The sequence below is a fragment of the Alteromonas sp. KUL42 genome, from assembly GCF_006538325.1.
GTDB lineage: Bacteria > Pseudomonadota > Gammaproteobacteria > Enterobacterales > Alteromonadaceae > Alteromonas.
This window is the reverse complement of record NZ_BJKK01000001.1, coordinates 270,139-292,820: the sequence shown is the minus strand read 5'-3', so window position 1 is coordinate 292,820 and position 22,682 is coordinate 270,139. Positions and strand designations below refer to the sequence as shown.

At 44.4% G+C, this 22,682-nt stretch carries 15 protein-coding genes; 6 read left to right on the top strand and 9 right to left on the bottom strand.

The window, feature by feature from the left end; genetic code table 11:
- Positions 1–42 precede the first annotated feature (42 nt).
- Complete coding sequence (locus EYR97_RS01225; protein WP_131092024.1) at positions 43–2,736, bottom strand: CHASE domain-containing protein; 2,694 nt, start codon at positions 2,734–2,736, stop codon at positions 43–45.
- A gap of 167 nt (positions 2,737–2,903) precedes the next feature.
- Here EYR97_RS01225 and EYR97_RS01220 point away from each other — a divergent pair, with 167 nt between their 5' ends.
- Positions 2,904–4,046 carry a hypothetical protein gene (locus EYR97_RS01220; protein WP_131092023.1) on the top strand — a complete coding sequence of 381 codons (1,143 nt, stop codon included), beginning with the start codon at positions 2,904–2,906 and terminating at the stop codon, positions 4,044–4,046.
- Between the two features lie 139 nt (positions 4,047–4,185).
- Here the strand turns inward: EYR97_RS01220 and EYR97_RS01215 are convergent, their stop codons facing one another.
- The 6 genes from EYR97_RS01215 to EYR97_RS01190 form a co-directional block, all read right to left on the bottom strand.
- Complete coding sequence (locus EYR97_RS01215) at positions 4,186–5,538, bottom strand: sugar MFS transporter (RefSeq protein WP_131092022.1); 1,353 nt, start codon at positions 5,536–5,538, stop codon at positions 4,186–4,188.
- A gap of 14 nt (positions 5,539–5,552) precedes the next feature.
- Entirely contained in the window at positions 5,553–6,707 is a 1,155-nt protein-coding gene (nagA, locus tag EYR97_RS01210; protein ID WP_131092021.1) for an N-acetylglucosamine-6-phosphate deacetylase, read from the bottom strand.
- Entirely contained in the window at positions 6,704–7,714 is a 1,011-nt protein-coding gene (nagB-II, locus tag EYR97_RS01205; protein ID WP_131092020.1) for a glucosamine-6-phosphate deaminase NagB-II, read from the bottom strand. The genes nagA and nagB-II overlap by 4 nt, the downstream gene beginning before the upstream one ends.
- Complete coding sequence (locus EYR97_RS01200) at positions 7,714–8,586, bottom strand: BadF/BadG/BcrA/BcrD ATPase family protein (protein ID WP_242634862.1); 873 nt, start codon at positions 8,584–8,586, stop codon at positions 7,714–7,716. The genes nagB-II and EYR97_RS01200 overlap by 1 nt, the downstream gene beginning before the upstream one ends.
- 137 nt (positions 8,587–8,723) lie before the next feature.
- Positions 8,724–11,351: a family 20 glycosylhydrolase gene (locus tag EYR97_RS01195; protein WP_242634831.1), complete on the bottom strand. Its 2,628-nt coding sequence runs from the start codon at positions 11,349–11,351 to the stop codon at positions 8,724–8,726.
- 159 nt (positions 11,352–11,510) lie between these two features.
- A complete protein-coding gene (locus EYR97_RS01190; RefSeq protein WP_131092019.1) occupies positions 11,511–14,237 on the bottom strand; it encodes a TonB-dependent receptor in 2,727 nt (908 codons plus the stop codon).
- Between the two features lie 219 nt (positions 14,238–14,456).
- Between EYR97_RS01190 and EYR97_RS01185 the strand changes: the two genes are divergently transcribed.
- From EYR97_RS01185 to add, 3 genes are all read left to right on the top strand, one after another.
- Positions 14,457–15,485: a LacI family DNA-binding transcriptional regulator gene (locus EYR97_RS01185; protein WP_131092018.1), complete on the top strand. Its 1,029-nt coding sequence runs from the start codon at positions 14,457–14,459 to the stop codon at positions 15,483–15,485.
- A complete protein-coding gene (locus tag EYR97_RS01180; protein ID WP_131092017.1) occupies positions 15,482–16,963 on the top strand; it encodes a tryptophan halogenase family protein in 1,482 nt (493 codons plus the stop codon). The genes EYR97_RS01185 and EYR97_RS01180 overlap by 4 nt, the downstream gene beginning before the upstream one ends.
- A gap of 249 nt (positions 16,964–17,212) precedes the next feature.
- Positions 17,213–18,208, top strand: coding sequence for an adenosine deaminase (gene add / locus EYR97_RS01175; RefSeq protein ID WP_131092016.1), 996 nt, complete (start codon positions 17,213–17,215; stop codon positions 18,206–18,208).
- A 244-nt stretch (positions 18,209–18,452) separates the two neighbouring features.
- Here add and EYR97_RS01170 read toward each other — a convergent pair whose 3' ends face one another.
- Both EYR97_RS01170 and EYR97_RS01165 read right to left on the bottom strand, forming a co-directional pair.
- The gene (locus EYR97_RS01170) at positions 18,453–19,364 is read right to left on the bottom strand and encodes an ABC transporter substrate-binding protein (RefSeq protein ID WP_131092015.1); all 912 of its coding nucleotides are present in this window, start codon (positions 19,362–19,364) and stop codon (positions 18,453–18,455) included.
- A gap of 332 nt (positions 19,365–19,696) precedes the next feature.
- Positions 19,697–20,587 carry an SDR family oxidoreductase gene (locus EYR97_RS01165; protein ID WP_131092014.1) on the bottom strand — a complete coding sequence of 297 codons (891 nt, stop codon included), beginning with the start codon at positions 20,585–20,587 and terminating at the stop codon, positions 19,697–19,699.
- Between the two features lie 124 nt (positions 20,588–20,711).
- Here EYR97_RS01165 and EYR97_RS01160 point away from each other — a divergent pair, with 124 nt between their 5' ends.
- Complete coding sequence (locus EYR97_RS01160; protein WP_131092013.1) at positions 20,712–21,611, top strand: LysR family transcriptional regulator; 900 nt, start codon at positions 20,712–20,714, stop codon at positions 21,609–21,611.
- Between the two features lie 208 nt (positions 21,612–21,819).
- Positions 21,820–22,668, top strand: coding sequence for a LysR family transcriptional regulator (locus EYR97_RS01155; RefSeq protein ID WP_131092012.1), 849 nt, complete (start codon positions 21,820–21,822; stop codon positions 22,666–22,668).
- Positions 22,669–22,682 lie beyond the last annotated feature (14 nt).

The window sequence follows — 22,682 nt, the reverse complement described above, 5'->3', positions numbered from 1 at the left end:
AACAACGATATATCGCAACAGAACGCTCCCTTTACTAAACGATTATGAATTTAAATGCTCACCAATTGCACTGTAAAGCATGTCTATATCTACGGGTTTAGCGAGGTAATTGTCAAACCCCACCGACTCATACAGGCTAATATCTGTTGCCATCGCATTGGCGGTTACAGCAATAATAGGAATTTGCGGATGCGATGACTTAATTATTTTACATGCTTCTATGCCATCCATTTCTGGCATCTGAATATCCATCAGAATTAAATCGGGGTTTACTTCACTAACTAATTCCACTGCGCGCTTTCCGTTTTCAGCGAAATACAAAGTAAGGCCATCTTTATCTAGCATTACCTCTATTACAGTTCGGTTAATCTCGTTATCTTCAGCCACAAGAATTGTCCCTTTAAGCGTACTTGGCTGCTCTTCGCTTTCACTAGCCGACGCATCCAGAGGCTCTTCAATACTGGGAACTAACGGAATTGACACGATAAATTTGGTGCCCTGCCCAGGCGTGCTAACTACTTTAATGTCACCGTTCATCAGTTTGACCAATGAATCAGTAATTGCCATACCTAAGCCCGTGCCACCATACTTTCGTGTTGTAGACGTATCAGCTTGCTCGAAACGTTTAAACAAGCTATCTAATGCGGCTTGTGACATACCAATACCGGTATCGGTAATAAAAAACTTCAGGGTATTGTCTGTAGCTTGCTTAACTTGAATGCTCACCTTGCCATGGTCAGTAAACTTAATGGCATTCGAGCCAATATTAAGCATTATTTGATTTATTCTTACTGCATCACCAGTCCACACATCGTGCGTGGTTTGATTTGTAAAGCTCAGTTCAATGGGCTTTTTCCCGCGCATTATATTTAAATCAGCTTCTAGTAAATCTAACAGCGCACTTAGCTGAAAAGGACGCTCTTCAATAACCAGCTTTCCAGCTTCAATTTTTGAGAAGTCGAGTATGTCATTGATGATGGTGGTAAGGGCTCGGCACGAGTGAATGGCGGTATTGATAAGGCCTTTTTCTTTGCTATCGACTACGGCTTCTTTAAGTACTTGTAAGGCGCCGTAAACGCCGTTCATTGGCGTGCGAATTTCATGGCTCATGTTGGCGAGAAAACGAGATTTTGCTTCGTTCGCTCTCTCGGCTTGCTCTTTCGCTAATCGTAATTCGTGCTCTCGTGCCAACTGTTCAGAGAGATCATACGCTATCCCCAAAAAACCAAACAGCTGGCCACTTTCATCTTGAAGTGCTGTCACACTCAGCTTTATTGGTACTTGGCTGCCATCCTTGCGCACATAGGTCCAACGTTTTGTATCGGTATTGCCTTGTCGCGCTTTGAAAACAAACACTTCAAAGCCAGGCGCAATAGTGTCGCCAATTTCATTCGACAGTAGCTGTGCTCGCTCCACCACTTCTTCTTCTAGATGAAAAGTTGCTGGCGTATGTTTATGAAGCATCTCTTCGGCAGAATACCCAAGTAACTTTTCTGCCGCTGGGTTAAACACCGTGATTATACCCTCTTCATCTGTTGCAATAAGTGCATAACCAGCCCCTTTAAGTATACTTTTTTGCAATACAGTAGACTTCACCATTGCTTGCGTGCGCGCTTCTACTTCTCTTTCAAGTCGCTCATTGTGAGTTTTTAGCGCCTCTTGGTTTGCCAATATCAGTTTGCGCTTAAACTCCTTCTCTTCATTCTGCCGGTTAATAATTAACTGCACGCTAAAGGCAATAAGCATGAGAATAATTACAACCACCATCGCATTGGTGAAGGCTTGGTTTTGCTTGGGAAGTGGTAAATTAGCAACAAACCCTTCATCCGCAGTTAGCGTTAACTGCCATTCCCGACCAAATAACGGCAGCGTTTGACTAGCCGAATAGCCTGTTAATACAGACTCTGACGTTGAAACAAAAAACGGGGTATCGGAGCTGTGTTTAATATCGGTAATTGTTAACTGCACGTCACCTCTCAAACTGCTTAATGACGACAGCACTTCTTCAATTAAAAGAGGAGCATATGTCCAGCCCACTGTTGCATCCAAACGCTGTTGCTCATCTTGTGGAGGGCTAACACTTTTGAAAACGGGCTGTAATATTAAAAAACCTTGATAAGCTTTGTTGTCAGCTTGAACCAATGTAATAGGCGCAGTGAGCTGCACCGAATTTGTTTGCGAGGCAATATCAGCGGATGTACGCCGCATGGTTTCAGAACCAATGTCGAGTCCAATTGCCTGAAGGTTCACCTCTTCAGGCATGATGTATTGAATGATGTATGCGCTATTGCTATGTGGCCTAAGTGTTTTTACCGAAAACACGTTATCTGGCCTATCACTCGCAGCCTGCGGAACAAAGGATGTGATATCAGAATGCGCTACTCGTTTGATAAAACCTAGCCCCCTAGCACCAGGGTATTTAGTACGATAATCCTGACTCTCTGCATAATTATACATAAAGGCATAGTTCAGATTGTCAGTACCAAAGGCAGATATAGCCGCTTTTAAACTTGAAATACCGCGAGAGTAGAATGTAACGCGCTCAGCCACACCTTCACTTACTCGTTCAAGACGTTCTTCCACGGCCTTTTGTACCTGAATCTGCCGCTCTACCTGAAATTCTTTATCAAGCTGAAGGGCATACAAATAGCCAATCACAAAAATAACAAAAGGAAGCCCAAGCGCCTTTAGGATACTGCTTAGTAAAGATGACTTCTTAATCCTTTCTGCCGACATAGTTAAATTGTACTTCCTTTAGTGGGCGTCCAAATAATAATAGCACGCAACACGCCGTAGACTAATGGCATTATTTTCACAAACTCATAAAGTTTCTTAGGTGCTAGCCGATAACAACGCTAAGCACAGTTGTACCTTGAATTTATTCACAAACAGGGCCCAACACAATGAAAATTGCACAAAGTCAGGTAGAATTTGGTTACCGGCATCACTACAGTGAAACGGTTTCAATAAAAGAATCACTGATTACGCGACCTGTTACCTCTTCTAATAACGCAAATAATTTCATTGAAGAAAACAGCACAAGAAATGAAACACTGCGTAATGATGTCGACCTGTCTGAGCGAGGGCAATTACTAGCATCGGAATATTCCGCTCAAAATAGCACTAGTAGCGACGCTGCTTCTATCTCTCTCGACGACCAAACAAATAACAACGACGACGAAGGGCTTGATGCCAAAACCGCACAGCTAAAGATGTTGGTAGAGCAACTGGCTGGCCACGAAATTACACTATCAAAAACATCTCACTATGTTAGCCCGCAAAGTGGCGCGGGGAAAAGTGGCACTGGCAGCAATTCCGATAGTTCAAACAATGCGCAAGCTCAACAAACACAACCCCTACAAATAACCAAGGCAGACCTAATATATCAATATCAGGAAAGCTATTTAGAACAAGAAGCTGGACAATTTAGCGCACAAGGGCAGTTTATCACCGACACCGGCGAAACAATTACTATTGCAATGTCGCATTATTCAGAGCGTCAGTTTTACATTGAAAATCGTGTCGAGATGAAGGTAGGCGAAGTAGAGGTCACTGACCCACTGGTTCTTAATTTAGACAATCAAAACCACTTTGGACTTAACCTTACTCAAGACAAAGTGGCCTTTGACATTGATAGTGATGGCAAGACCGACAACATTCACTTCGCCACAGGCACATCGGGCTTTTTGGCTATAGATACAAATAAGAATGGTAAAATTGATGATGGCAGCGAATTGTTTGGAGCACTGACCGGTGATGGATTTAGCGAGCTTGCCAAATTTGATAAAGACGGCAACCAATTCATAGATGAAGGAGATGATGTCTTTTCCAAGCTTAAATTTTACCAAAAAGACGCGCAGGGCAATGACGTCATTATTCCAATAAGCGAGCTGGGTGTAGGTGCGCTTTACCTTGGAAATACAGCAACGCCATTTGATGTAAAAGATAGGGATAACCAACTTCAAGCATCTGTGCGCGCCAGCAGCTTTTTTCTTTTTGAAGATGGGCGTAGCGGCACGTTACAGCAAATTGATTTAGCGGTCTAACTCTAGACTAGGCCTAGACTAAACCAAGGCCAATCCAAGGCCAAGCCAACACTCAATCAAGTCGCCTTTTTGCCAGTGGCAACCTATTAGCATGCTAGTGGCACTCTCATTCGAGGCCACCAGCAATACCTGTATTAGCCTACCAACTTTGCTTCTTGCATCCCCACAGTGCGTAATATGCAATGAAGCAGTAACAAGGCAGCATAATGATATACGCAGTTTGCCCACCTAAAGCCTCACTTACGCCACCGTATACCATAGGCAATATTGCGCCACCCGCAATCCCCATGATCAGAAGAGCAGAACCCTGTGCAGTATACTTGCCCAAATTATTCAATGCCAGCGGCCAAATTGCAGGCCACACCAATGCGTTAGCCAAACCAAGTAATGCAATACAGGCAACCGAATTAGGTAGCAAAGGCACACCTAGCCAGCCCCATAACACTTGTGAAATACCCATGTCAGCATTCGAACTTAACAATACGCAAGTCGTTAGTATCAAGCCTAATACCGCAGAACTTAACAATGCGGTTTGCTGTGAAATAAAGCGCGGAATACACAACAAACCAATGGCATAGCCAATAACCATTGCCACCATAGTGAACGACGTAAGCGTAGTGGCATTTTCAACGCCAATAGATGAACCGTAAAGACCAATGGTATCACCGGCAATAACCTCCACACCCACATAGAAAAACAAGCTAACTGCGCCTAACACTAAATGTGGAAATTGCAGAATTTTCTTATCTTGTGTTGTATCACCGCTCGAAGCAGCCTCGTTTGATGAAGCCTCGTTTGATGAAGTGTCATTAATGCTTGGCAACGACAAACGCATAAACACCAATGCCAATAAACCAAGGGCGATGGCCATACCCACATACGGCTGAATGAGTGATACCGACATATTATTAATAAGCGCAGTACGCGTATCCATTGGCATAGCATTAAGCGATTCTTGATTCACATCAGGCAACCCACTTAATACCAAACTGGTAAATACAATTGGCGCAAGTACACCGGCGGCTTTGTTCAAAAGCCCCATAAACGCAATACGCGCGGCTGCACTTTCTTCATTACCAAGGCGCACAATAAATGGGTTAGATGCCGTTTGCAGAATAGTTAAACCACTGCCAACCACAAACTGCGCTAATAGAAAGATAGGGAACATGGCGCTTAGCGCTGCAGGAACAAATAACAAACACCCAAAAGCGATGATGCCTAACCCTAAACTCATGCCTTTTTGATAGCCTGTTTTTTCAAGAATTTTGGCCATGGGTAGTGCCATCACCACGTACGCAATGTAAAAGCAAAACGCAATTAGCAACGCCTGTATTTCTGATAGTTCACACACCATTTGCAAAAAAGGAATCAACGCCCCATTAAGCCAAGTGATAAAACCAAAAATGAAAAACAACAACCCAATACTTAAAATGGGAATATAACGGGCTACGCCCGCTGCGTGGGGTACATCTGAGTGAGCTTGCGTTGTCATGTCAAAAATCTCTCTTAGTTATTATTATTTATTTTGCTACCGCGTTGCCAAACTTCTGCCAACGCTTTGTTATCATCAAGCACAAGGAAATTGGCATACTTCCCAACGGCAATCTCACCTACTTTATTGTGTATATGGGTAAACATTGCAGGTGTGGTGCTGGCCATCACACTGGCGTGACGCAGGGGAATACTTATATCGTTTACGCTATTGGTAACGGCACCGTGCATATCTAAGCAGCTACCTGCTAACGTGCCATCAGGCGTAGTCAACTTGTTGCCTTCACGGGTAATATGCGTATCAAAAAATGCCACTGTGGGTTCACTGGCTCCCACGTGCGCCATGGCATCGGTAACCAACATCAATTCATTTGGCCCTTTGGTTTTATAGGCCAACGCAACACTTTTTGGGTGAACATGTTGATGATCGACAATAAGTCCGCAAATGCTGTCGTGAAGTAACGCCGCCCCAACCATACCCGGCTCCCGCGATGTCAACGGCGACATGGCATTGTACAAATGGGTAAACCCGGTCGCGCCAGCTTCAATAGCTTGCTCAACAATATCGTAAGGCGCATTAGAATGGCCAAGCGCAACTACAACACCACTTTCAACTAGCTCGCGAATAATGTCGCATGGCACATTTTCAGGCGCCACTGTTACCAGAACTTGGCCAATGTCTTTACGGGTGTAAGTAGCTAATTCGCGATCTGACAACGCGCGAATATATTTAGGAAGGTGCACACCTTTCTTTTCTACCGACAAATGCGGACCTTCAAAGTGCACACCCAAAATAGACGGGTGGTCGTCGGCAATCGCCTCTGCCACGGCATCAGCGGCTTGCTCTATGGTGTCAATGTCGTCAGTAATTAACGTAGGAAACAGTGTGGTAGAGCCGAACTGTAAGTGAGCATTTGCCATCACTTTAATACTCTCGTAGCTAGTGGCGTGGTTAAACATAACCCCACCTCCGCCGTTAACCTGAGTATCCACATAACCCGGTATTACCGTGCCATCAATGCGCGGTAAATCCATCACTGCTTTCCCCGCACTTTGCATTGAAGAAAGCGGGGTGATATCTGTGATGATACCTTTTTCAATAGTGAGTACTTGGTCTTGCTGCCAAGTACCCTTTACTAACACATTACTGAATACGGTCTGCTTTATCATTGGGTTTTCGTTACCTTGTTAAGCCCTGGTGGTGTGTCGGGGTTTAGGCCGAACTCGCGAGCGATTTGTTCTATATCTAAATAGAAACGCTGCATCAATAAAAGTGCAGATAAACGAGGATGTACGTTGTCCATGGCTATGCCTAAGTCGATACACTCTGCGCCGCGCGCTTTTACATTTTGTACCATGTCATCGTGAAATGATGCACTCTCATCATGCACATTAAGCGCAATCAACTTCACTTTTTTGTCTGGTTTATTTTCCACAAGTGTTACCGGGCCGTGAATAAATTCAGCACTGCTAAAAGCCTCTGCGTGAATGCCTAACACTTCTTTTAATTTAAGTGCCACTTCCCGCCCTACTGCATAGCCAAACCCTCGACCTAACACCACAGTGTTACGCATATTTTCTAGGTAAGCTTTACTTAATTGCATGGGTGACGCAATAACCTTATCCAACTGAGCAGGTAACTGCTTTAATCCTTCATGTAATTCAGCATTACCACTCCACGTTGCACATACGTGAAGTAGTGCTGATAATGTAGCCATAAAGCTCTTGGTAGCGGCTACTGCTTTTTCTTCACCGGCTGACAACGGAATAACCGCATCGGCAAGCTCCGCTAGGGGTGACGTTTCATCGTTTACAAAAGCCACAGTAAATGCGCCGCCTTGTTTGGCAGAGCGCGCTTGATTCAAAATATCTGGGCTTCGACCAGATTGAGATATAACAAACGCTACAGCGCCTTTAAGTTGTAACTGCGAACCAAAAATACCGGCAATAGACAGCGCCGCACTGCATACGGGAATACCCATTTGCGTTTCAAAAAGGTACTTACCAAACACCCCTGCATGGTCGGAAGAGCCACGCCCAATAATGTAAATCAAATGAGGGTTAATTTGCTTTAGTGACGCCACTAATTGCGAAACAGCTTCTTGGTTTTTGTCCAATTGCTTGGCAATCACAGAAGGGGTTTCTCGGGTTTCACTGGCCATTATTGATAAATTCATTACTCACCTTTTTGTTGAGAATAAGCAGCTTTTGCATAGTAAATGGCACCTTGTTGTGGCGATGCCTTACATGCGGTTAAGCGCGCTTTAACAGGATCTGAAAAAAACGTTGAATACACATTACTTAGCCCACCAATAAGCGCCAGCTTATGGGAATGACCGTCTAACAGTTTTAGCGCCATTAATTCGATATATCGCGCACCTTCTTCAAACAAGGTCTGCACGGTGGGCTGGTTGGTATATAGCAGTGGCAACATTTGTTCTACCAATGCTGCGTAGTGATGGGTATTAAATTCTGCGCATTTACCCACGATGTCATCGGTATTGGTCGACTGAAAAGCTGCACATATTTTGTCTGCCAATTCGTCTTGTGGCTTCAAACCATCTAAGCACAATAAGGTGTGTTGCAGCGCCTTAAGACCAAGCCATGCACCACTAGCAATATCACCGATAGGAAAGCCGTGACCACCAACATCACAAAAGGTATTGTCGCGCCACAAGGTACCAGACGACCCTGTACCAATAATAACTGCCGCACCCGGGTTACCATTGTGTGCGCCGATACAAGCAGCGTGTAAATCGCTTAGCACATGTAATGATAAGAAAGGGTGAGCCCACTGCTCAAAATGCACCTTAGCAGATGCGATGTTGGCTCCCGCTACACCCGTGCCTACTACGCACTGCGTTAATGCTATTGGCGAACCATAGGTTGCCGTTGCACTGCCAATTGCTTTGTCGATAGCATCTAATATGGATACTTTGGCCAGTTCGCTGTCTCGCATGATATTGGACGGGCCGCTGATCCCTTCACCAAGAAGGGTGCCGTCGGGGCTTTCTAACCTAGCGCGACACTTGGTTCCCCCACCATCAATACCAATAAAAATAAATCAGAACTCATTCAAACATCTCATTTTAAGTGAATGCACCAGGCGCATTACTTTCTTTTTAGAAATTGCGACGTTGCTTAAAACATGACAACGCTGTCATTTTTAACCATGAAAACAAGCACTTATAACTGTGCTTGTCGACTTACTTGTTGTGTACCTGCAATACGAGCACGCACGTTAACCACCCCATTTATTGCTACAGGTTGTGTATATTCAATCCACTGCTGATCAGCACTTAAATACTCCATTACAAGGCCTGCTTGAGGCTTTATTAACAACTTGCCGTCTTTAACTATCGCAGCAGGTTGAGGCACGCGCACATTCACACCCTGTTTAACCAACACAGGTGCGTGCTGTGAAAGCAATGCGCTGTTGAAACCTTGCCAATCATTATTTCGTACTGCTTTTAATTGGTTTTCACTAGACAATGTCGACGCATCTTTTTGCCAGTCAGCGTAGTGCCATGCACGTTCAGCTAGTGCAAGTAAGCGAGGAAAAACCATGTATTCAACAGCATCTTGGTTTATTGTTACTTCCGACCATAGCTGCCCCTGAATACCTACCACCGAAGACGCATCTACCGTGTCGTTACTGGTATAACTATTACCCATGCGGTCTGTCCATTCTCTGCTGTGTAGCGCTAAATGTGCAGGCATCAAGGAAAAGACTTTTTCAGTGCTGGTTGCCCTTGAGCCCCAGTAATAGCCTGGCTCATAAGGGTTGCTGCTGTAGGGAAAATCAAAATAGAGCACGTCGGGAAATGACAGCACCACTGGAATATTGGCTTTGGCAAAGTGCGATACGGTGTTTTCTCCACCTGCCGCTAATAGGTGCCACACATTGGTGTAAGCATGCTCATTGTCTAGTGTGTTGGCGGCTTTCTCCATACCATCACTCCAGCCACCAATATTGAGATTGTGCTTAATCGCTATACGCTGCACTCGTGCAACAAAGTCAGGCAGAATATTGTCAACATTCACACCTTTAGCATGACACACAGGTGAGTTTATCCACGCACCCGCGGTTTCATCAGCGCCAACATGGAATTGGCGTAACGGCACACCCGCTTGTTGGTGCAGTTGTTTAACCGAGGTCATAACCGTGTCGATAAACGTATATGTGCTGTCTAGGCAAGGGTTAATCGTGTTGTCGCCATAGAACTGCACACTTTCATACTGCGTAGTATCTTGTTTATCCACTAATAAATATTGCTGTGCTTCTAGCGGCTTGCCTTCTTGCATTAAGCGTTGGTAGCGCGCATTCATAGACACTATTGCGGCACGTGCATGCCCAGGCATATCCAGCGACGGAATAACTTCAATACCACGTTCATGCGCCATTTTCACAATATCAATGTAATCTTGTTTGCTTAAAAAGCCATTGCCTGTTGCAGTTTTAAATGGCCCGCTGCCAAGTTGTGGAAGCAAACACGTACTTTCCGAGAGATCATGACAACGGTATGCACCAATGTCTGTGAGCTCTGGCAGTGTATCTATCTGTAAACGCCACCCTTCGTCATCACTTAAATGAAGGTGCAATTTATTCAGTTTATAGGTGAACATTTGGCGAATGACCGACTCAATGGTCGCTTTACCCGGGAAATGACGCGCAATGTCTAGGTGCATTCCACGAAAATCAAAGCGCGGTGCATCATGAATAGAGGTAACAGGTAAGGTGTTATTTTCACTATCAAAAAGCTGCGCTAATGTAAGCAATGCATAGTTTGCTGCTATTACATCTTTGGCTTTAATACTGACTTTGTCTTTGGTTACCTCAAGTGCATATTCGCCTTGCGTAAAGTCATTGGCATTAAGGGAAACACTTACTGGCATGCCCGTATCTTGCACTTGTAAGCCAAAGTACATCATTTGGCTAATGGCAGGCTCAAGTTGCTTTTTCAGTTCCTCTAATTGCGCCAGTTCTTTATTTGCGCTTTGTTCTTTATCGAACTCAAAATCAACGGTTATACCCTTTACAACAACGCGCTCATTGCTGTCGCTTCGCGCACTAACCTGAGGAATAACGCGCTGAGGATTAACGCGCTGTAACGCTTTGTCGGTAGCTGGCGTAAAAGGCTTGTCATTGTTAAAAAAGTAGGCGCTATCCATTAGCGGCATATTATCGCTAGGCACGCGTTTATACTGGCTAGCATCAGCCCATGCAGTGGTGTGCTTATTCACCAACAAGCCGCTACCGGCTTCTTGAACGCGGGTAGTCGACGCCACTATAACGGGGTCTAACTCAGCATAAGTTAAATAGTAATTTGGCATAACGTCAGAGCGCGAAGCATGCCAAAAAGGGGCTGATAACGTAACGGACAGTGCGTCACCAGCGTCAGATTCTTTAAGTGTCAAGTCTTTGTTAAATGTCAGGCGGTGCAAGTCACCGTTAATATGTTCAAGACTAATAGCGTCACTGTTTTTGGCAAGCGCCTGTCCAGAAACATGCTCCTGTCCAGAAAAATCTCCAGCAACATCAAACCCTCTTACTGGCGCTATATGACTGAAATACAGTGAAGTAGAAGCTGGAATAGTGATTGATGAGCCGCTTAGCGTTATTTTTGCAGAAAAACAGTCACCTGTTGGAATGTGAGTACGGCACTGAGTGTCATCAAGATTGCTCAACAATGCATACTTAACTTGTAGGCTCTGGCCTAGCGTATCAAGCTGAGACTGGTCAACCGCACTCACTTTTGATACAGCGGATGAACATGACATCAATAAAAACGATAATCCCAGAATACTTCTCACGTAGAACGTCCTTCACTTGTTTTGTAACTCAACGATACAGTTATATTAATTAACTGCACGATACCACTTACGTGTTGGGAAAGTGAGGGTAGAGCTTATGCCCTACCCTCATGCACATTAAAAATAGCGAACACACAAACTATTTTTAAACGTAGGCAATTAGAACTTCATGCTCGCGCCAACGAAGATACGACGACCATTGGCACTTTGCGTACCGCCTAGGCGCTTACCATCGCTGCTGCGAACGTAGTAGTTTTCCCAAATTTCATCAGTTAAGTTAAGTGCTTCAGCTTTCAACGTAATGTTTTCTGTTACGTTCCAGCTAATTTGCGCATCTAACTGAGACTGCTCATCACGGTACTGGTCGCCAATTTCAGCTTGTGCAATGAAGTACTCTGAACGGTAGTTGTAGTTCAAGCGCGCGCTGTACACATCAGTCTCATAGAACACACCAATGTTGAACGAGTCTTTTGACGTATTCGGGAAGCTCACTGAACGAGAAGCTAGCGTTGCACCAACAATGTTGCCGTCGGCATCAGTCACCGCAACCGCTTCATCCACTTGCGCATCTGCCACATCGGTATAGGTGTAGTTTGCATAACCGCCGAAACCATTGTCGAACACGTGTTGAATTTGCATTTCGATACCATCAATAGTGGTTGAGCCGCCATTTTCAGGTGTTCTTAGCTGGTTAATTTGCTGACCATCAATTTCACGAGATACGGTTTTGGTAAAGATAAAGTCGTTGATATCTTTCTTAAATACCGTAATTGCTGCAACCGATGAGTCGCTGAAGTACCACTCTGCACCCACTTCAAACTGGTTTGCAGTGAGTGGGTTGAGTTGTGGGTTACCCGCTGAACCTGAGCTTGTCTCTGGTGTTAAGTTAACCGCAGGTGCCAACTGGAATGGCGCTGGACGAGTAAGTACACGCGCTGCAGCCATACGCAATAGTACGTCTTGGGTTAAATCGTAAGACAAGTTGATGCTTGGTAGCCACTCGTTGTAGCCGCCGTCAAAGGCCACTGCTTCACCAGTTGTAAGATCATAGCCGTTTGATGTTGAATCAGTTTCAACGTAACGCATACCTACGTTACCTCTGAAGCCTTCACCGCTGAATTTAGCCATGGCATATAAAGCAGTGATGTCTTCTTCAATTTCAAATGATGATTCATCTAAGAATTGGTCAGTACGACGACACAAAGTAGACGCGTCACCTGTACACTCAGCAACGTTGTACAACGCTGAATACATAGCATCTTTGTCTGGGAAGAAGTAGCTAGCTCCTACACCGTTAGTGTTAGAGTGAGACACATTTACCATGTCACCTGTCCAGAACGCCGATGCTGGGCCTAGGCTACCTGCACCAATTGGATCTAGGTTAGCTAGGTCAGTTCTGTAACGCGATTGCGAGAAGCTTCTGTCGCGGCGTTTAATACCGGTTTTAATCTCTGTTACCGCACCCCAGTCAACGGTGTGCTCGTAATCGAATTGAATGTAGTTTTCTTTATCTTCTGTTGCATTTAACTGATCGAAAATGCCGCCTAACCACATTTCATCACCAGGATTAGCTAACCAAGGGCTTGCTGTAGTGAAGTCGATATAAGGGTTGTCACCACCTGGGTTATAGAAATCAATAGCAGCACGTGGGTCGTTCGCACCTGCCCAGAATTCAGTAAAGAAGTCACGGTTTTCACCTTCACCTGTGGTTGTACCCAGTTGGAAGTGTAGTTTGCCGTCACCCATTAAGTAATGACCTTCAACGTCCACAATTTCAGTCGACATTTCAGAGCCATCGCGGAAAATGTTGTCGTACGCCATGAAACGTGCCCAACCAGGACGGTTGTCCACACCCATCATGCTTAATGATTCAACCACGTTGTCTGCGCTTACAGTACCTGGGCTAGTGTCTGTGCCTGTGTACGCAATACCGCGAAATGGAATACCAATTAAGTTAGAGTTTACGTTGTCGGCTTTAAGGGTTGATGACAAGTAATGAACTGACATATCGAAGTCATCATTAGGCGCCCATTGTGCAGTAACATCAAAACCTACACGTTCACGGTCTTGTTTGAACAATGCAGAACCCATACCCCATGGAATAGCACCTTTTTGAGAAGCACCAACTGGCGGCTCGATAAGTGGGTCGATACGCGCAATGCTCGGGCCAAACCAACCAAAGTCTTCGTTGGTTTCACGCTCAACTGTTCTTTCTTGATATGAGCCAGAGAACAAGATACCGAAAGTTTCGTCATCATTTTTCCAGCTGTATAAGCCTGACAGCGTTGGGTCTAGTGCATCAGCAATATCACCGTACTGACCTTCAATTGAAATTTGGCCAGAGTTTGCATCAAGGTCAAACGGCTTACGAGTTTTAAGAATAACCGTACCACCTAATGCACCTTCGTCGATATCAGCTTGAGAAGACTTATACACTTCAAGACCAGCAATCATTTCAGATGCCAAAATCTCAAAGTTAAAGTTACGCGTTGCATCTGACAGAACAAACCACTGCCCCGTACCTACTGCTTGACCATTAACAAGGGTTAAGTTTTGGTCTGGTTGAACACCACGAATGGTAACGCCTTGGCCTTCACCAAAGTCACGGTCGATAGTAATACCCGGAACTCGTGCTAGGGTTTCTGCTACGTTTTTGTCTGGGAATTTACCAATGTCTTCTGCGGTAATTGCATCAACAATCGCATTTGAGAAACGCTTGGCGTTAATGTTGGCCTTTTGGCTTCCACGGATCCCTGTTACTTCAATGACTTCTGTTTCACCTGCTTCTTGCGCAACGGCTACAGGTACAGAAATGCTCGCGAGTGTGCCCATTGCGATGGCGAGGCGAACACTTTTTGTTAGTTTACTTTGTTGGTTTTTGTACATTGTATTAACCTTCTCTCAGCCAAAATGACAACGCTGTCATTTGTAATAATAATAAAATGACAGGCGTTGTTATAAGGTACAGTTTTTAGATGACAACGCTGTCATTAAATGTTAACTTACATGACAGATTGTGAAGCTGCAAATAGTTTTTTTAACAAAAAGATAATAATACTGTCTTAATTGTTGAAATTTAAACCAATTTTAAGAGTGAGAAAAAGTTTGGCTGCTACCATCAAAAGTGTTGCCGAAATGGCAGGCGTCTCAATAAAAACCGTATCGCGTGTAATTAATAAAGAAGGGACAGTAAAGCCCGACACCTTAAAGCGTGTTGAAGAAGCCATTACTGCACTTAAATACACACCGAACAAGGCCGCTCGAGACCTTGCCAGCAAAGGCGCATCGGTTTTAGGGTATGTTTATGACAACCCGAATGCCTACTACATTATCGATATGCAAAAGGGCATATTAGATGTGTGCAGAAAAAATAACTTTGAGCTTCTCATTCACCCTTGTGATGCCAGTTCGAAAGACATCGCGAAAGAACTGGTAGACATGGTAGACACCGCCAAATTGGCTGGGCTAATTTTATCTCCGCCTCTATCTGAAATGCCGGATGTGCTCGGAGAACTTGACGATAACAACATAAACTACGTTCGTATTTTATCCGGTGATGGTGCTTTTGACTCTTCCCTGCCCTATGTTCTAGTAAACGACTTTAAAGCGGCATTTGATATAACTCAGCATTTGATCAAGCAAGGCCATACCCACATTGCGTTTATTGCCGGTGATGAAATACACAAATCTACCATCGAGCGTTTTAATGGTTACAAAGCGGCACTCAAGGATGCCAATATTGCTTTTGATGAATCGTTAGTGATTAAAGGCACCTACTCGTTTGAAACGGGGGTAAAAAGTGCCGAGACTATATTGGCTATGCCGTCCCACCCTTCAGCAGTTTTTGCATGTAACGATGAAATTGCAGCGGGAACCCTATTTGGGGCACGCATGAAAGGTGTAGATGTACCTAATGATTTAGCCATTGCAGGGTTCGAGAATAGCCCCTTTTCTCGTCAAACCTTTCCACCACTTACCACGGCATCTCAGCCTACTAATGAAATTGCTCAACATGCTGCTGCGTCACTTATTCAATTTCTGCGTGCAAAAAAAGCCAAGCTTCCCCATGAGAACCTAGTTCACACTTTTGTACCAGAACTTGTGGTACGCGCTTCTACAGAGAAAGCATCATGAAGGCGCTTCCAGCAAATATTGTTATTGTTGGGGGTGGCACGGCTGGCTGGATGAGCGCGTGTTATTTAGCAAGAGCGGTTGAATTGGCGCGTCAGCAACATCCAAGCAAACAGCAGCCCGTTAACATTACCCTATTGGAGTCGGCTGACATAAGCACCGTAGGCGTAGGCGAAGGCTCGACCCCTTATTTACGCCACTTTTTCGATTATTTGGGCGTTGATGAAAATACGTGGATGCAAACGTGCAGTGCCACCTACAAAATGGGCATTAGCTTTGAAAATTGGAATAACGCCGACGTTGACAACAGCTACTTCCACCCTTTCTTTTCAGCACTTGATATTCCCACTGCTGATCAGTACTTCGACGCGGTAAATCAAAGAAGACGTGGTATAAATACCGATGTTAATCCATCGCACTATTTTACCGCTGCGCAAATGGTTGAAGATGGCATTTTGCCTAATACACTTTCGACGGCTACACATATCGACTACGCCTATCATTTTGACGCAGGCCAACTGGGCGACTTTTTAAAGCAGTACGCTAAAGCAAAAGGCGTGAAGCATCACATAGGCACCATTGCTTCAGTACACGCCGACGCACAAACCATTCACGCTGTGCAATTGGAAGATGGCCAACAATTACAGGCCGAACTCTTCGTCGATTGCTCAGGCTTTCGCGGGCTACTGGGCAAGCAAGCCCAAAAACGCGTATTCAAGAGTTACAGCGATACTTTGTTCAACGATGCTGCTGTTGCCATAGCAAGCCCAGTTTTACCATCGCCAGAAGCCAAATTGCAAACCCGCTCAATAGGCCTTGAACACGGTTGGCAGTGGGAAATTCCACTAACAAGTCGCACTGGTAATGGCTATGTATACAGCACACAATTTTGTTCAAGTAGTGATGCTGAAGCAGAACTTAGGCAAGTACTTGGCGAACAAGTAAATGACAGTGAAGCCAGACACCTTCGCATGCAAGTAGGCAGGTTAGAAGAGCACTGGCAGGGTAATTGTGTTTGTATTGGGCTTTCACAAGGGTTTATCGAGCCCTTAGAAGCCACTGCCCTTATGCTCGTGCAATATGCCCTTCATCATTTCGTTGATTGTTGGCAGGCAGACCACCCTCACAAATATCAGCAATACAATGTAGAAATGAACCGTATGTTTGACGGAATTCGTGATTATATCGCCGCCCACTACTACCTTAATACACGCACTGATACCGCCTATTGGCAGGCCTGTAGACACGATATAAAAGTCCCCGACACCCTCGCCTATTTACTGAAAGAATGGGACAGTGGTGCCAATTTCGAAACAGCACTTAACCAAGTTGATAGCAAGCTGGTGTATTTACGTCCGTCGTGGTACTGCATATTCGCTGGCATGCAGCGCTTTTCAAGTCCATTATCATCAATGGCCAGCCCAAATGAAAAAGCACTTTATGCAATGAAGGCTTCGCTTAGTGGTGCGTTGAGTAAGTAGTGTTGGAGTTTAAAAAAGGGGCGCTCCTGTGTAATGCTTGAATATCCATTTACTCTCCCATTGCGTTAAAGGTTGAATATGTTCAACTTGCCTTTAATTCAGGAAAAACTGCACCCTTTTGAATCATCGTAACGCGCAGCAATGATATTAAAGTTCTAATTTACAGATACTTAACCCAAATCAGCAAAGGGAATAATATTTGCAGTACTTACCCGATTGGTACCCATCTAACAAGAATACGGAGTGTGTATGCAAGCATTTATTGAAGGTATGCCTAAAGCCGAGTTACATGTACATATTGAGGGCACGCTTGAGCCTGAATTAAGTTTTGCGCTGGCAAAGAAGAATAATATAGAGTTACCTTTTGAAACCCCAGAAGCGTTAATTGCTGCTTACGATTTTCACGATTTACCCTCTTTTCTCAAAATTTACTATGCTGGTATGAGTGTGCTTATCGACGAAGCTGACTTTTATCAACTAACCTGGGATTATTTAGCTAAAGCAGCCTCGCAAAATGTGATCTACACCGAAATCTTTTTCGATCCTCAAGGCCACACGTCTCGCGGCGTCGCATTCGATACGGTTATTACCGGCATCCGCAAAGCTCAAACCGATGCAGAGAAAAAACTGGGGATAAAAAGTCAGTTGATTATGTGTTTTTTACGCGATATGTCAGCAGAATCAGCCATGGAACATCTTGAAATGGCTAAGCCATATCTTGGCTGGTTGGTTGGCGTTGGGCTCGATTCTGATGAATATAATAATCCACCAGTGAAATTTCGCGACGTCTTTAAACTTGCCAAGGACTGGGGATTGAAACTCACTATGCATTGTGACGTGAATCAAGAAAATACGCTTGAGCACATTCGACAAGTCATCGAGATTATCGGTGTCGACAGAATTGATCATGGGGTGAACTCACTGGAGTCTGAACAACTGTGTGAATTAATAAAAAGCCATAAGCTTGGTTTGACGGTTTGTCCGGTTTCCAATCAATTTGTCGTGCAATCACTCACCTCTAACGAAATTCGTCAGATGTTGCAAAAAGGAATGCTAGCAACGATAAATTCAGATGATCCGGCTTATTTCAGAGCGTACATGAATGAAAATTTAATTGCGCTACAGGAAGAAGGGGATTTTTCCCGCGAAGAACTTAAAACACTCATGGCTAATGCCTTCAACGTGACCTGGCTGCCTGAATCTGACAAACAGGCTTATCTAGATCAGTTGGAAGCTTATCAATAGCACCAAACCATACAAAAACCTAGGCCATTTTATTAGTGACAGAAGACACTGGCGTCTATTAATTAATGGTTTAGGGTACTGCTCAGCTATTTTAGCTTTTTTAGGTGGTTTCAATGCGCGTTTTGACAAAACCACAAGAGTAGTTTTAAGGATATTTTTGAACGTCCGCAATTGCCCAAAGCAGAAATCTGAAAATATGAAATCTATGGTAGGCTTTTTCGTTACTACACCTTTTAGAATATCTCTACAAGCAAGCCTGCTTGCTACGCTCAATTAAAAGTTCAAACGCATTGTGTTGTTCAAAGTGGCTAATTTCTTGGTTGATGTCACTTAGCGTGGTTTGCCAATTTGCTTTGCGTTTGGACACCGCAAAATATAAGGGGTTATATTGAATTTCGGGCTTCACCTCTTCTAGGTTTCTGATCATTCTGTGTTTTTGCATCAATGGAATGTCTGGTGCTAGCATTATCACTGACTCTATCACCATAGGGTCACCAATTATAAAATTTACTCGTTTAGCAAATAGCAGCCTAACTTGCTGAAGATCATCGACTGCCTCGACAATATTGAACTTTCCAGAGTCCATCATGGCATCGAACTCTTTCGTGTTTTGGTAGCCCCTCACTACTCCCACATCTTTTCCGAGCATATATGCCAAATCACCCTCGAAATTATCAGGCGTTCCTTTTAGCTTCATAAAACTAATATTACCGCCAGGAAAAGCTTGAGACAGTTCAAGTAAATCACGACGCTTGGTATTGGTAAAATTATCTGAAGGTGCTCGCGCTTCTATGAAATATTCTGGAAAAAGTACATCATATTCACCTTGTTCTACTTTACGCACTGCTCGCGCCCAAGGTAAAAACTCTATTTTTACGCCGTATCCTGCGGCGTGGAACAATGACACCGCCAGTTGAAATACCCAACCACCATCACATAACTGCTCGCTGATATAAGGTGGCCAATCGAGGGTAGCTAGTGTAATTTGTTTTTCTGCGGCGGAATTGAAATGATAAATACCTTCGGACTTAAGGCCTACCACGTTCACGTCTTCGTTGTGCTTTTTATAAGTAACAACAACGCTTTGTCCAAGTTTTGCATGGGCTTGCCCCAGCAATATCCCTGTTATACATAACAGTAGGATCAATTTAGACATCAATTAAGCTCAGTTTCGTTACTTCGTTTGTTTTAGTATAGAAGCAATTTCTAATATAAAAAGGAAGCCAATAGAAATGGCGGCACTTAAAGTACTTTGTATAACCCTAGCTGCGTTACATGAATTAATTTGCAAGTAGAGTAAAGCTTAGAACCTCTTATTAAAGGTGTTCAACAAGTTAAAATGTGCCCATCGCCCTCAAAACCACTTTATCTTCTATAGCAGTTCTCCCAAGTTTGCCAGTAATAACATTTTTACGCCTCCGCACTGTTAAGTGCAGAGCGAAGGCGCAGGAAACTCACGTTTCTGTGTGTTCTGATAGACAACCCACCTCAACTTTCTTGTTGAAGTGATGCTTGCTGCTCACACTCAGGCACTAATTGCTGTAGACCCAACGCTGCCATAGTTTGTTGCTGAATGGGAAAGACAGCTTGGTTGACCTGATCTGCACCAAAACCAGCGCCTACCAGTGTTCTGGCTGGACGCTGCCCTTTTGGCGCATTGACCAGTTCGACAATCGCGCTGGCGACATCGTGCAGATCAGGAGCATCATCTGACTCAAACATAGCCATAAAGCTGGCAAACATTGACGAAGGGATCTCGCCCACCGCACCATAACCCGTGACTCTTGCGAAATCTTCAGGTTGGACTGCACTGGCATACATTTGTGTAGGATAGGCACTAGGTTGCACTAATGCCACGTCAACACCCAAAGAAGACAGTTCGTAGCGAAGACTGTCGGTCATGGCTTCAAGTGCAAATTTTGTTGCACCGTATAAGCCAAAAAATGGAAAGGTCACCCGCCCTAAGATTGAGCCAACATTGATTATCAATCCATCACCTCTGACACGCATTATGGGGAGCGCAGCTCGAGACACACGATGTACCCCTACCACATTAACATCAAACAGTTGCTGCACCTGTGTATCGGTAAAAGCCTCAGACACACCCGCATAGGCAACGCCAGCGTTATTTATCAGTACATCAATACGGCCAGCCTGTTGTAAAACACTATCAATAGCGCGGTTGACAGAAGCACTGCAAGTAACATCTAGCTCAACAACCTGAACACCTCTATCGCGAAAACGGTCTGCATGGCGTTTGTTTTTGCCTTCAATATCTCGCATCGAAGCAAAGACAGTGCACCCTGCATCTGCCAATGTATTTGCGGTATCCCAGCCAAAACCCGATGATGAGCCAGTAATTAATACGGTTTTAGACATATGTTTATCCTCTATTTATTGAAAAATACAAACGCATGACGTTGGCATTGCGTTTAGTTACGTGCATTATTAATTGTGCAGTTAATGAGAAAAACAGAGTTTCTTTCATAGGATTTGTGAAAATATGTCAAAAATAAATGAATTTGCGGCCATGCAGGTGTTTACTCAGGTTGTAAAAGCAGGCAGCTTTTCGGGAGCAGCACGAGATCTGGGAAGCACGCCTTCAGGTGTCAGTCGACAAATATCTCAATTGGAAGATGAGTTAGGAAGTTTATTGTTTCAACGCACCACGCGGTCTCAGCGACTAACAGAAGCTGGCCAATTGTATTTTCGCCACGCGGAAAAAATGCTGACGGAAATGGCGGTTACCAAATATATGCTGAACCAACTGTCCAGCCGCCCTTCCGGCGATATTAGAATGTCTGTGGAAGCCGACTTTGCCGCAGTCTGTCTAGCACCATTATTACCGGCATTCTTAGCATTGTATCCGGACATTCGATTACAAATTCACATGAGTAGTGACAGGGTAAATTTGGTGGAAGAAGAAATGGATCTGGCGATTCGCCTGGGCCATCTTGAAGACTCAAGCTTAAAAGCCCGAAAACTTGGTGAAAGTCACTCTGTTATGTGCGCCAGTCCTCAATACTTGGCTGAACATGGCTCTATTGAGCACCCGAGTGAACTTGAGCAGCATAACTGCTTGTCGTTCAGGGTCCGTCCGGGCAAGCGCGTCTGGTTATTTCAAAGCGGTGAGCAAGAAATAAGTGTAAAGGTTGAAGGTAACTTACAAGTGAACAGCGTTTCGATGTTGCAAAAGCTTGCCGTGCAATCTGTCGGTGTGATTTTGGTACCTGAGTGGGCCGTGCGTGAAGCCTTGGAACAACGAAAACTTGTTATTGTACTGGACAAATACCCTGTCATTCCGCAAGGCCTGCCAATACATGCGGTGTTTACTGAAAACCGGCAGATGCCAGCTAAGGTTCGTGTGCTGGTAGATTACCTAGTCAGTAAAATGTCCGCGTGAGAACACATTGCACAAACCATCGCTGTCATCACTGAAATTAACAATAGGTCAAGCACATTCAATCGCATATCTGTAAAAGAAATATCGAGATCCTGCCAGCGACAGAAATTGGTGGCACTTAATATATTTTATGTAAACCTGCTGCTTTTCATTAATTCATTTACAAATATAATGGAAGCAGACGAAAACATTAAAAAGACTAATCAGCATGCCCCAACTTTCTCTTGATAATTTACGCACGTTTGTTTGTGTTATTGAACTGGGCGGGTACGCAAAAGCGGGAGACTTTTTGGGCCGCTCTCAGCCGGCCATCAGTTTGCAGATAAAGAAACTAGAAACTCAGCTAGATAGAAAGCTGTTCAGCAAAGTTGGGCAGCGCCACGTACCTAGTGCCGATGGCAATTGGCTTTACCCAAAAGCCAAAGAACTGCTAGAACTCAATGACAATATTTTTCGAAGCCTCACCCCCGCGCCTTTAAGCGGTCGCTTGCGATTAGGTATACCAAATGAATTTGCCTCTACTCTTTTACCTGGGCTTATTGGTGAGTTCTCAAAGCGCTATCCGGATGTGTCACTTGAAGTTACATCAGCATTGAGTCGAGACTTGTTACACCCGAGTCAGCGCGATCATTTCGACCTTATTTTAGCGCTAGTTAACCCCAATGAAGAAACCGAGGGCGAAGTGGTCCTAGAAGATGATGTGGTCTGGGTAGGCGACAATGCTCACCCCTTGGTGGGCAATTCCATTGCATTGGTTTTAGCCCCCGATGGCTGTATGTACCGAAGCCGTGTTATTGAGCAATTAAAACAACAAACCTTTGCTTGGAAAATCACCTACACCAATGCAGATTTAGGTGGTCTTGTGGCAGCTATTCAGCAAGGACTGGGGGTTACCGCATTGGCAAAGTCCAGTTTACCCGCCAACCTAACGCCGCTGAATCACCCACACTTGCCCAAATTGGGCAAAGTAAACATATGCCTGTTCAATCAAGACACCCAACACCCTATTATCAGTAAAACCTTAGCTGAGTTTTTTAAGGTTAGGCTAACGCAATAAAATAGCGTTAACCG